Source organism: Rhodococcus sp. BE178, assembly GCF_050433545.1.
Classification (GTDB): Bacteria; Actinomycetota; Actinomycetes; order Mycobacteriales; family Mycobacteriaceae; genus Prescottella.
Genome location: NZ_JBNPXA010000007.1, coordinates 201,883 through 213,791, shown reverse-complemented (window position 1 = coordinate 213,791; position 11,909 = coordinate 201,883). Strand labels below are relative to the sequence as shown.

General features: G+C 71.8%; 8 protein-coding genes and 2 pseudogenes. 3 read left to right on the top strand and 7 right to left on the bottom strand.

Annotated features, from left to right (window positions below; genetic code table 11):
• Positions 1 to 12: 12 nt before the first annotated feature.
• The 5 genes and pseudogenes from J2X34_RS15120 to J2X34_RS15100 all read right to left on the bottom strand — a co-directional run.
• Positions 13 to 1,074, bottom strand: a pseudogene (locus J2X34_RS15120) (acyl-CoA dehydrogenase family protein); the annotation flags it as partial.
• A gap of 158 nt (positions 1,075 to 1,232) precedes the next feature.
• Positions 1,233 to 1,529 carry a DUF2470 domain-containing protein gene (locus J2X34_RS15115; RefSeq protein ID WP_114724290.1) on the bottom strand — a complete coding sequence of 99 codons (297 nt, stop codon included), beginning with the start codon at positions 1,527 to 1,529 and terminating at the stop codon, positions 1,233 to 1,235.
• Positions 1,526 to 2,791, bottom strand: coding sequence for an MFS transporter (locus tag J2X34_RS15110; protein WP_429518120.1), 1,266 nt, complete (start codon positions 2,789 to 2,791; stop codon positions 1,526 to 1,528). Before J2X34_RS15110 ends, J2X34_RS15115 begins: the two co-directional genes overlap by 4 nt.
• Before the next feature lie 108 nt (positions 2,792 to 2,899).
• Positions 2,900 to 5,410, bottom strand: a complete 2,511-nt coding sequence (locus J2X34_RS15105) for an FtsX-like permease family protein (RefSeq protein WP_429518118.1) — start codon at positions 5,408 to 5,410, stop codon at positions 2,900 to 2,902.
• Positions 5,411 to 5,412: 2 nt separating this feature from the next.
• Positions 5,413 to 6,183, bottom strand: a complete 771-nt coding sequence (locus J2X34_RS15100) for an ABC transporter ATP-binding protein (protein WP_114724292.1) — start codon at positions 6,181 to 6,183, stop codon at positions 5,413 to 5,415.
• A gap of 109 nt (positions 6,184 to 6,292) precedes the next feature.
• Between J2X34_RS15100 and J2X34_RS15095 the strand changes: the two genes are divergently transcribed.
• Both J2X34_RS15095 and J2X34_RS15090 read left to right on the top strand, forming a co-directional pair.
• Entirely contained in the window at positions 6,293 to 7,543 is a 1,251-nt protein-coding gene (locus tag J2X34_RS15095) for a sensor histidine kinase (protein WP_429518116.1), read from the top strand.
• Positions 7,531 to 8,175 (top strand): response regulator, encoded by a 645-nt coding sequence (locus tag J2X34_RS15090; RefSeq protein ID WP_114724294.1) that lies wholly within the window; start codon positions 7,531 to 7,533, stop codon positions 8,173 to 8,175. The genes J2X34_RS15095 and J2X34_RS15090 overlap by 13 nt, the downstream gene beginning before the upstream one ends.
• On the opposite strand, the gene J2X34_RS15085 is transcribed toward J2X34_RS15090, so the two are convergent.
• Positions 8,176 to 8,460: a hypothetical protein gene (locus tag J2X34_RS15085; RefSeq protein ID WP_114724295.1), complete on the bottom strand. Its 285-nt coding sequence runs from the start codon at positions 8,458 to 8,460 to the stop codon at positions 8,176 to 8,178.
• On the opposite strand from J2X34_RS15085, the gene J2X34_RS15080 reads away from it, so the two are divergent.
• Positions 8,416 to 8,679 carry an Rv1535 domain-containing protein gene (locus tag J2X34_RS15080; protein ID WP_429518113.1) on the top strand — a complete coding sequence of 88 codons (264 nt, stop codon included), beginning with the start codon at positions 8,416 to 8,418 and terminating at the stop codon, positions 8,677 to 8,679. The genes J2X34_RS15085 and J2X34_RS15080 overlap by 45 nt on opposite strands.
• A gap of 113 nt (positions 8,680 to 8,792) precedes the next feature.
• On the opposite strand, the pseudogene J2X34_RS15075 reads toward J2X34_RS15080, so the two are convergent.
• Positions 8,793 to 11,069: pseudogene (locus tag J2X34_RS15075) on the bottom strand (cation-translocating P-type ATPase); the annotation flags it as partial.
• Positions 11,070 to 11,909: the final 840 nt, after the last annotated feature.

Genomic DNA, 11,909 nt, shown 5'->3' with positions numbered 1-11,909 from the left:
GCGCGTATGTTCCGACCCGCCCAAGAATCGGCTCAGATCCTTGAGCGTGGAGTAGTGCCTATGCAGGGGGTAGGTGATGTCTGCCCCCATCCCTCCATGCAGGTGGTGACAAGTCCGAAGGGCGCTCAGCGCCTCGGAGGTCAACCAGTGACAAGCGAGTGCGAGGCTCTGATCGGAACTCAAACCGGCGGTGACGCGCCATGCGCCGGCCGAGGCCGCCAGATGCATGGTGCGCGCGGCAATGTACACATCGGCGATCTGCTGCGATACAGCTTGGAAGCTGGCGAGTGGCTTGCCGAACTGATGGCGTGTCCGGACGTGCCTGGTGGTCAATGTGAGCGCGCCGGTCAGTGCACCGTCTCCGATCGCGACCGCGCCTACAAGAGCGAAGGTACGCAGCGAGGCCACGGAGGCTCCGCTGAAGTCGTTGCCCAGTACCGCCGAATCATCGACCTGCACACCGGACAATCGAATCGTGTAGTCGGGTTGTCCGGATGCAGTGGGAGTCGGTACGAGCTCGACGCCATGGGCTGCCGGGTCGACGAGGAACACTGCAGTGCCGTCGGGGGTTGTGGCCGGTATCAGCACTCGTGTGGCTTGTGCGGCGAATGGTACCGCGATCTTCAGCCCATCGAGTTCCCAACCGCGGGTGGTGCGGATCGCCGTGGTCCGGGGTGTGTCGGTCAGGGGATCGCTCAGTTCGCTCGGGGCTCCGGTGATCAGGCTGTCGCCGGTGGCCAGGGCCGGCAACAATTCGGCCCGCTGCGCAACGGTGCCGTGGGTGGCGAGGGGCAGTACTCCGAGCGCGAGAGCTGCGAAGGCGGGAACACGAGCACCGTGGGCTGAGACTTCATGTAAGACGGCAGCCACCTCGGCGGCACCCAATCCGTCACCACCGAGGTCTACCGGAAGTGCCAACGACAGCAGACCGACGTTGGCGAGCGAGGCCCACACCCGCGGGTCGTAGCCGAGCTGCGGATCCAGGTCGACTCGGCTCAGAGGGCTGGTCTTCTCCAGCACCTCGTTCGTCAGCTCGGCTATATCTCGATGAACGTCGTTCGGGGTGAAATCCACGCCAGCTCCTCGGTGGGAATTGCAACTGACCCCGTTCTACTTCCGCATCGGCCGGCGTCTGGCGATCTGGCAGGAAGATGCCAGTTTCCGACGCTCTCCTTTGAGCGACTGCAGATTACGAACGCAGAAATCACCGTGACGAATTACCGTGCTATCGATCAGTGAGAATCCGGTTCGACGCCCAGCTTCTCGCACGCAGCCTGGTACAGCGCGACCACCTCGGTGCGGATCGAGGCGCGGTCGGTGACCGTGCCGACCCAGGGCACCCGCACGGTGCGCTCGGTGCCGTCGACGTCGGCGGACCATTCGCCGGCCTCGGTGTCCAGCCCGGTCATGCGGGCACCGGTGGCGGCGGGTTCCGCGAACGCGCGGACGATCATCAGGTTGTCGGCGGCGTGGTCGCCGTTCATGTGGCCGGTCACGGCGGCGACGACGGCGGCGTCGAAGGAGGTCATGGGCGCGATCCTAGCTCCACCGTCGGAGGCTGCCGGTCGGCGTCCAACTCACGCAGGACCGGCAGCGTGAAGCACACGAGCGCCACCGCGAGCACCGGTACCGCCAGGACGAAGAACGTGGTCTGGACGCCGACCTGATCGATCAGCGGGCCGGCCAACAGGAAGCCGAGCGGCCCGGCGGCGTACGCGGTGGAGGTCATCACTCCGACGACGCGGCCACGCATGTGCTCGGGACTGCGGGTCTGCATGGCCCAGTTGGCGATCGGACCCACCGGCCCGTACACCAGGCCGATCACGACGGACAGGCCCAGCAGCACCCACAGCGGTGGCAGGAACGCCATGCCGAGCATCGACAATCCGAGGCCGCTGACCGCGATCAGCATCAGGTTCCGGCGTTTCAGGTACGGCGCGAGCGCCCCGTAGGCGAGAGCGCCGACCAGTCCGCCGATGCTCATCGCCATCAACACCCAACCCAATTGGGCGGGCTGGCCCTGATCGGTGAAGTACTTGGGGAACAACACCGACTCGATCGGCAGATACAGCGCCACGATCACCATGTCGACCAGTGCGAGCGTGCGCAGCAGGCGGTCGTTCCACACGAACCGCAGCCCCTCGAGCGTGCCCGTCCACATCGACGCAGGCCGGGTGGCGTGGTCGGGGCGGCCGGCGTGCTCGAGGCGCAGGAACGCGATCGTCACGATCGACAGGACGAAGCAGACCGCGGTGACCCACAGGGTGCTCTCCGGGCCGACCAGCGCGATCAGGACACCGCCGATGCCGGGACCGACGAGGTAGGCGACGTTGTAGTTGGCCTCGTACAGGCTGTTGACGCGGTCGAGTTTCCATCCCGCCGCCCTCGTCGCGGCCGGCAGCATCGATTCGCGCGCCGAGATCCCGGCCGGGTCGAACGTCGCACCGAGCGCGGCCAGCAGCGCGAGCACCGGCACCGACAGACCGATGGTGCCCGCGACGACCGGGATCGCGGCCACCGACAGTGCGGAGAGTGCGTCCGACACCAGCGACGTGGGGCGGCGGCCGAACCGGTCGACGACGGTGCCCGAGAACAGGCTCGCCAGCAGCAGCGGAACGGTTGCCGCGCCCGCCACGATCGCGGCGTCGGTGGCCCGGCCGGTCTGCTCGAGCACCAGCCACGGCAGCGCGACGATGACGATGCCGTTGCCGGTCGCCGACAGCAGCGTTGCGATGTTGAGCAGAATCAACGGCCCGAATCGTCGGGTGGTGGTCACGTTCGGGGCGGTCACGTCGGCAGGCCTCTGCTTGCGGGGGTGGGGTGGTTCGAAGCTAACAGTGCGGCCGGGGACCGCGCGAACGGTTTTTCAAGCGGCACCAGCCCCGGCCGCACCACGTCGCTACTCGCGGGTGCCGATGGCCTCGACCGGGTCCTGGCGCAGCGCGGTCCGCGTCGGAAGCGCGATCGCGCACAGCCCCAGCAGGACGGTGACCGCGATGATGCCGCCGTAGACGACGGGGGAGACACTCGGGATCGGCGTACCCGATACGGCCGCCGCGATGCCGGCGAGCGGGGGGATCGCGATGAGCGTGCCGACCACCGCGGCGACCGACACCACGATCACCGACTCCGTCCGCATCATCCGGTGCACCTGCCGCTTGCTCGCGCCGACCAGGCGCAGCAGCGCGAACTCCCGGCCGCGTTCGGCGGTCGCCAGCACGAGCGTGTTGACGACGGCGACCGCGAGGTAGCCGAGCAGGACCGCCAGGGCCACGATGCTCACCCACGACTGGGTGCGCCGCTGGTCCTGACCGGCGGCGGCGAACTCGGCGCGGTCCGCGACGGCGATCCGGGGCGTCATCTGCAGCGCCTGACGAAGTTCGTCGACCCGACCGGGCTCCGCGGTGACCAGGACGACGTCGGCGGTGCCCGCGGTGGTGTGCTCCCGAACCTGCGCGGCCGGCAGCGTGACATCACCGAATCCGAGACCGCGGCCGTACGTCGCCACGACGGTCGGGGTGATCAGCGTCCCGTCGCCGAGTCGCAGCGGCACCACCTCGCCCACGCCGGCGGCCATGTCGAAGGCGGCGTCGAGACTGAGCGCGACGGTGCCGTCCCGCAGCTGTCCCAGATCACCTTCGCGCACATCGAGATCGAGCGTCGACGACGTGGTGGCGGGATCGATGCCCTGCACCGCGTGGGGCTCGGTGGTGGGGGCCTCGCTGTCGGCGCTGGTGAACAGTGCCTGACTGCGGGTGATCGGATTTGCCGCGCGCACAGCCGGTTCGGCGGCGATGGCGTCGACCAGTTCCGGCGCCAGCCCCGCGGCACCGCTCACGACGAGGTCGGCGGTGATGCCGCTGCGGGACTGGTCGTCGGCCGCCGCGGAGATGGTGCTCTGGGTGAACAGCTGCACCGACCCGATCGCGATGGCCAGGGCCAGCGGGGTGATCGCCGCGGCCAGCCGCCGCGCCCGCGCTCCGGTGTTGGCGGCCGCGAGGACGAGGGCCGGTGACGAACTGCGTCGCATCGGTCCGCCGAAGCGGGCGATCGCGGTCGATACCAGGGCGGGGCCGAGGAGTGCCGCCGAGATCACCAGCAGCACAGCCGAACTCCCCGCGCCGGCGAGAGCGGCCTGACCCGGCAGGACGGCGGGCAGCAGCGACGTCGCCAGACCGCCGGCGGCGAACACGAGTCCGGTCACGAGCCGGCCGCGCCCGATGGTGGCGGGTTCGACCGCGGACTCGCGCAGCGCCTCGGTGGGATCGAGCCGGGCCGGACGGCGGGCGGCGATCGCGGCCGCGATCCGCGCGGTGCCGACGGCCAGTAGCACGCCCACCACGGCCGGCAGCGGTCCGTACGCCAGCGCGAAGTCCGACGGGAGCACCCCGGCCTCGGTGAACTGCGCCCGCAGCATGCCGGCGACGGCGAACCCCGGCCACACGCCGAGCACCGCGGCGAGCCCGGCCACCAGCAGTACCTCGCTGCCGACCAGGCGGTGGATCTGGCCGGGGGTCGCGCCCATCGCGCGCAGCAACGCGAACTCGCGGCGGCGCTGCTGGATCGACAGCGACAGCGTGCTCGCGACCACGAACATCGCGATCAGGATCGCCAGGCCGGCGAACGACCCGCACAGCATGATCAGTTCGCTGCGGGCCGCGCCCGCGTCCAGGTACTCGACGTCGCCGCGGGCGTCGCCGGTGTAGGTGCGCACATCGCCGTCGGCGAGCGCGCCGCGGGCGCGGGCGGCCAGTGACGATGCGTCGAACCCCTGCTCGGCGAGCAGCCCCACCGTTGCGACGCGATCGGCGTGCGGCCACAGTTCCTGCGCCCGGGCGTCGGAGAGGAACACCGCCGCCGGGCGTTCGGTCGGTTCGGACGTCGGCGCGGCCGCCACGCCCACGACGGTGTAGGTGTCACCGATGCCGCCGTGCCGCAACGTGATCCGATCGCCCGGGGCCGCGCCACCGGTGACGACCGCCTCCGTCGCGGACGCGGGGGCGCGTCCGGCGGTGAGGGAATACGGCGCGAGGACGGCCGATCCCCAGCCGTGACCGTCGAGCAGCGTGCCGTCGTCGGTGGTCAGTGGCACGCTCACATCGCCCACCGCGGTACGCACGCCCGGGAGCGCGGCCAACTCGTCGACGGCCGCGGCCGGCAACAGTGCACGCTCGGCGAACGGCTGGTCGATGTCCTCCTTCACCTCGAGTGCCTGGGGCGCACCGACGACGACGTCGGCCCCGGCGTACCGGTGCGGGGTGACGCCGCCGCGGATCCCGGACTCGAACAGCACCCCGAGCGCGCACGTGAGCAGTGCCGCGCAGAACACCGCGACGAACATCGCCGCGAAGCCGCCGCGTTGTGCGCGGATGTTGGCGCGGGCGAGGGCCCGCAATCTCGACCTGTGCATCGTCACCACTCCCCGAGGTGCGTCATGTGGTCGGCGACCGCGGCGGCGGTGGGGGACTCCATCCGGCCGACGAGGCGTCCGTCGGCGAGGAACAACACCCGGTCGGCGTGCGCGGCAGCGACCGGATCGTGGGTCACCATGACGATGGTCTGCCCCAGTTCGGTGGTGGTGCGGCGCAACAGGTCGAGCACCTGGCGGCCGGTGCGGCTGTCGAGTGCTCCGGTGGGCTCGTCCGCGAACACTGCGTGGGGCTGCGTGATGAGCGCGCGGGCGATCGCGACGCGCTGCTGTTGGCCGCCCGACATCTCGGCCGGGCGACGGTCGCGCTTGCCGTCGAGCCCGACCGCGTTCAGGACGTAGTCGAGGTGCGCCCGGTCGGCGACGCGGCCGGCCAGCAGCAGCGGCAGCGTCACGTTCTGCTCCACCGTCAGCGCCGACATGAGGTTGTAGGCCTGGAACACGAAACCGATGTGGTCGCGCCGGAACACCGTGCGGGCCTTGGGCTTGAGTGAGCTGAGCTCGGTGTCGCCCAGCCATACCGAACCCCGAGTCGGCTGATCCAGCCCGGCGGCGCAGTGCAGGAATGTGCTCTTGCCCGAGCCGGACGGCCCCATGACGGCGGTGAAGCTGCCGGGCGCGAGTGTGAGGCTGACGTTGTCGAGCGCGGTGACCTCGGCCCGGCCGGAGCCGTACGACTTGGTGACGGCGTCGAGTCGGACGGCGGCCCGAGGCGGGCTCTCGATGAGCGGGGGCGTTGCGGTGAAGGAGGACATGCCCGAAACGCTATGGACGGTGGCGTGAGCGAACCATCCCGTGCGGTACCCGATCGATGGTGTAGCGGGCTATACCGACAGCGGCCCGGTCGTGCGGCATGCTGGAGCAGTGCAGTGGACCGAACGCCTGAACGAGCGGTGGCGCGCCGTCCGCTTCCTCGTGGTCGAGGCCGGCGCCGCCGTCGTCTCGCTCTGCTTCCTCGTGGTCGGGCTGATGATCGGGGCGATGCTGATCCTGATCGTCGGCTGGCTCGCGGTGCCCGCGTACGTGCGTGCGCTGCGGTGGTGGGCGGGCGGGGCGCGGGTGCGGGCCGGGCGGTACACGGGGACCGTGGTGGGCGAGCGGTATCCACAGATCACGGACCATCCGGGCTTCGACGATCTACGGCGGCTGCTGACCGCACAGTCCACGCGACGCGACTTTGCGTGGGTCGCCGTGCACTCGATCGCGGCGCTCACGGCGGGTCTGCTGGCGATAGGACTGCCGGTGGCGGCGCTGAATTCGCTGGCGATCCCGTTCTACTGGTGGGCGCTGCCGCCCGACGAGCCGGTGAGCAGCATCTATCCGGTCACGTCGTGGTGGGGTGCGGCGCCGATGCCGCTCGTCGCCGTCGGCTACGTGCTGCTGGGGTGGTGGATGATCCCCGCGATGGCCCGGGGCATCAGCGGGCTCGCGTCCCGGCTGCTCGCGCCGCGGCGGGAAACCGAACTGTCCGAACGGGTCTCGGCCCTGACCGCGAGCCGTGCCGCCGCCCTCGACGCGCACGCCGCGGAGTTGCGGCGGATCGAACGGGACCTGCACGACGGTGCCCAGAATCGGTTGGTCGCGGTGGTGATGATGCTCGGTCTCGCCGAACGCTCGCTGCGGGTGGACCCGGATCAGGCTCTGCCGCAGCTGCTTCGGGCGCAGGACGCCGCGTCGGACGCGCTGTCGGAGCTGCGGACGCTGGTCCACGACATCTATCCGCCGATCCTCGACGAGCTGGGGCTGGGCGGTGCCGTGTCGGCGCTGGCGGGACGCTGCACGGTGCCGTGCGTGCTCGACGTCGACGGCCTGCGCCGGGCGCCCGCCGCGGTGGAGGCGGCCGCGTACTTCGTCGTCGCCGAGGCCCTCACCAACGTCGTCAAGCACAGCGGTGCCGAGCGCGTGCGGCTCACGATCGGCACCCGCGACGCCGCGGCGGGGGCGACCATGGTGATCGACGTCCTCGACGACGGGCACGGCGGTGCGGTGGAGACCGCGGGCAGCGGATTGGCCGGGATCCGGCGCCGCGTGGCAGCGTTCGAGGGAACTATGACCGTGCAGAGCCCGCTCGGCGGGCCGACGAGACTCGAGGTGACACTGCCGTGCGGATTCTGATCGCCGAGGACGACGCCCTGCTCCGGGAGGGGCTCGCGCTCCTGCTGCGCAGCGTCGGGATCGAGGTGACGGCTGCGGTCGACGACGCCGAGAAGTTCCTCGCGGCGTTCGAGGCGGATCCGCCGGACGGTGCCGTGCTGGACGTGCGCATGCCGCCGACGTTCACCAACGAGGGCCTGAAGGCGGCGATCGAGGCGCGGCGGCGTCGGCCCGGATTCCCGGTCCTGGTGCTCTCGGCGTACGTCGAGGACCGGTACGCGGGGGAGCTGCTGTCCGGTGGCGCGTCCGGCGTCGGCTACCTGCTCAAGGAGCGGGTCGGCAAGGTCGAGGAGTTCGTCGACGCGCTGCGCCGGGTGGTCGACGGCGGGACGGTGATGGATCCCGAGGTGATCTCGCAGCTCATGAGCCGGCGCCGCGCCGACGATCCCATCCGCACCCTCACCCCGCGCGAATCGGAGGTGTTGGGACTGATGGCCGAGGGGCTCGGCAACGCGGACATCGCCCGCAAACTCGTGGTCAGCGACACCGCGGTGAGCAAGCACATCGGCAACATCTTCGCGAAGCTCGGACTGTCAGCGTCGGATACCGGACACCGGCGGGTGCTCGCGGTGCTCGCCCACCTGCGCTCCTGATCAGGCGCTCTCGAGCGCCTCGCCGACCTCCTGCAGCGCGCGGTGGTGCTGATCGGCGGCCAGCGCGTGCCCGGCGGCGATCGCGAGAGCCACGGGCCAGTCGATCAGCTCGAACGCCGCGAGCAGCCCGAGGGCGGCGAAATACGCCAGCTGTTCGGGCCGGGGCACCCCGATGTCCCCGACGAGCGGGAGCCGGATCGCGAAGCGCGAGCCCTGGTCGATCTGTTCGAGCGCGGCCTGGTGCGAATCGAGTCGGTGCTGCAGGTCCATGGTTGTTTCGGTCATCGTTCGCCCTGCCCATCCTCGTCGTTCACCTGCCGGACACCTACGGCCGCCATCGTGGGAGCCGTGATCGTTTCGTTACCTGCACTGTCTGCGTTCGCATCGGCTCTCGCTCCCTCGCGGACCGATCCGTTGACCGGTGCCGTCGCCGCAGTTCTGACCCCGCCGCTGCGCCACACGTACGCCGTGCTGCTGCGCGCCGGAGTGCTGATCGTCGACTGATCCGGCGCGGTGCTGCGGGCCTGCCACCACGTGAGTACCCGGGGTGCCACCGCGGCGGCCGCGGTGGCACCGGCGGCGGACCCGAGGGCCTGAGTCCATCCGACGGGGCCGATTGGGGTGCAACCGAGGAACTGGCTGACCCCGGGCGTGGTGACCACCGCGCCGAGCACCGCCAGCGAGCCCACGGCCGTCGCCACGACCAGCGGGCTGCGGGAATCGATCAGCGTCTGCCCCAGCTGGGCCCCGACGAGCGCGACGAGTCCCACCGTCGACGCCCTGCGCGGGCGCCCGGTGACCGAGGCCAGACCCCACGCGACGCCCGCACCGGCGGCGGTCGCCGCGCCCCGCACGGCGACCGTCCGCCATAGTGCGGCCGTGTCCGGCCCGCGGCCGTCGTAGGCGCGGTCCGGGTTGGGTGGGCTCACCGCGAGCGCCGCCGCCGGTAGCGCGTCGGTGAGCAGATTGACCAGCAGCAGTTGTCTCGCGTTGAGGGGGGCACGCCCGCTGATCGCGCTCCCGATCAGTGCGAACGCAACCTCGCCGGCGTTGCCGCCGAGCAGCACCGACACCGCCGACTGCACCCGCTGCCACAGCTGCCGGCCCTCGTCGATCGCGTCCAGGATCGCGTCGACGTGGCCGTCGAGCAGCAGGATGTCGGCCGCGCTGCGGGCCGGGTGGCTGCCGTGCGACGCGACGCCGATCCCGATGCTCGCGGCCCGGATCGCGGCGGCGTCGTTGGCGCCGTCCCCGACCATCGCGCAGACGTGCCCGGTGCGTTCGAGGGTCTGCACGATCTGTACCTTCTGCTCCGGCGACATCCGCGCGAACACCTGGCGCTCGCGCACCGCGGTCTCCTGCCGCCGGTGCGACAGCGCCTCCCATTCGGTGCCGGTCAGCACGTCGCCCGCGTCGAGTTCGAGGCCCAGGTCCCGGGCGATCGCGGCGGCGGTGACGGGATGATCGCCGGTGATCAGCCGCACCGAGACGTCCCGCTCCTCGAGGGCGGGGAGCAGCCCGGCGGCCTCGGGTCGGGCGGTGTCGGACAGCCCCAGCAGGCCGAGCGGCTCCAGCCCCCGGCGGCACAGGGATTCGATCGCGTCGGGATCGTCCGCGGCCCGCGCCGCCTGGTCCGCAGTGAGGGTGCGGCGGGCCACCGCGATCACGCGCAGGCCCTGCTCGGCCATCGTCTGCACCTCGTCGACGATCGTCTCGAGCGGTGCGGGTGAGGTGCCGGTGCAGGCGGCCAGCATCACCTCGGGTGCGCCCTTGACCACCAGGTCGGTGCCGGTGATCGCGGCGGCGTACGGGCGGCCGGACCGGAACGGAAGCAGCACGTCGGCGGTGTGGACGCTGCCCGACCTCGCCCTGGCCTCCACCACGGCGCGGTCGGTGGCGTGCGCGGCCGCCTTCCCGTCCGCGGTGATCGATGTGCGGGCTGCGGCGTCGACGACGTCGTCGTGGTCGTGCGAGCCGAGGGGCCGGACCGCGGTGACCTGCAGGCGGTCCTCGCTGAGCGTGCCCGTCTTGTCGAAGCACACGACGTCGACCCGGCCGAGTGCCTCGACCGAACGGGGCGCGCGCACCAGCGCCGACGAATGCGTGAGCCGGCGCGCAGCCGCTTGCTGGGCGAGGGTCGCGACGAGGGGCAGGCCCTCGGGCACGGCCGCCACCGCCACGGCGACGCCGCTCGTGATCGCGGCCTGGAGTCCACCGCCGCGCAGCATCGAGGTGAGGGTGACCAGCGCACCACCGCCGACGCTGACCGGCAGAACCCGCCGGGTCAACTCGCCCAGCTGGGCCTGCAGCCCTGTCCGGCCGACCGGTGTCGGCGACAGCGCGGATGCGCGGCCCGTCTCGGTGGCGGCGCCGACGGCGGTCACCACGGCGGTCGCCGTGCCGGTCAGGACGGTGGTGCCCGAGTAGAGCATGCAACTGCGTTCGGCGAGGGGGACACCCGGCGTCGCATCGGTCTGCTTGTCGACCGGCAGGGATTCCCCGGTCAGGGAGGACTCGTCCACCTCGACGCCGTCCGCCTCGATCAGGCGGCCGTCGGCAGGCACCACCTCACCCGGCCGTACCTCGATCACCTCGCCCGCGCGAAGCAGTCCGGCGGCCACGGCCTCGTGTCCGCCCTGTCCGCCGCCGACCACGCGAGCCGGGGTGTCCTGCACCGCGAGGAGCCGCCGCAGCAGCCGCTCCGCGTGCAGGCGCTGGACGGCGGACAGTGCGGCGTTGCCGACGAGGACGGATCCGACGAGGATCGCGTCGACGGGGGAGCCGAGCACGGCACTCGCGGCCGAGCCCGTGGCGAGGATCGGCGTCAGCGGGTCGGACAGCTCGGTCCGCAGCGAGCGCCCGAAATCCCAGGTGGCCTCCACGGGGCGCCGCATCCAGGTCGCCGTCGCCATCAGGCGGCCCGCCCCGGCCGTCTCCGACCGCGGTCCGGGCGTGCCGAGCATGGCGCGGACGCGGTCGACAGGCATCGAATGCCAGTCGTGCTGTGGATCCGGCAGGGGTGTAGCGGCGCGCAGAACCTGTCGAGCCAGCCGGTGGCCGGTCCACAGTGCGGCGCCGGCCCCGGCGCTGACGGGCCCCGGGCCGCGGCCGTGCGTCCCGGGTAGCATCAGGAGCGATCCGAGAAGTGAAGCGCCGGTGGCAATCTCGATACCGCGGCGACTGGCGGTCCGGGCCGCCGGGACGGCGCGCACCACCCGCCATGCGGCCGCCAGGTCGGGGATGAGGAGATCGCAGTCGGTGGGCGGCGGGGCGCCGCTGCGCACGAGCCCGATCCCGACGTCCGCGGTCGCGAGTGCCCGCGGACAGTCCGCGGCGAGAACCGCCACCGACGCGCCACCGTCCCGCAGGTTCAGTGCCATCTCCAGGAGGTCGGAATCGACTGCGCCGGTGGGCTTCCGGAGCTCGTCGAACGCCGAGCGCAGGGTTCCGAGGGCATCGTCGTCGATCGAGTGGACGGTCATGGCGGACCGCCGAATCTGTTCGAGCAGGCCACCGGCCAGGGGATCGCGAACGGGCGCGACCAGCACCGCGGCGTCGGGGTCGTCGGCGAGGTCCGACACCTCCGACAGTTCCGCGAGTCGATGCCACCCCTGCCCGAGCACTCCGTCGTCGACGGCGGTGCGGGCCACGTCCCAGACGCGCGCCCGACGGTCCTCGGCAACGCCCCGGATCCGGCTCACCCGCAGATCGGTGGTCAACAGCGCACGCGGGTC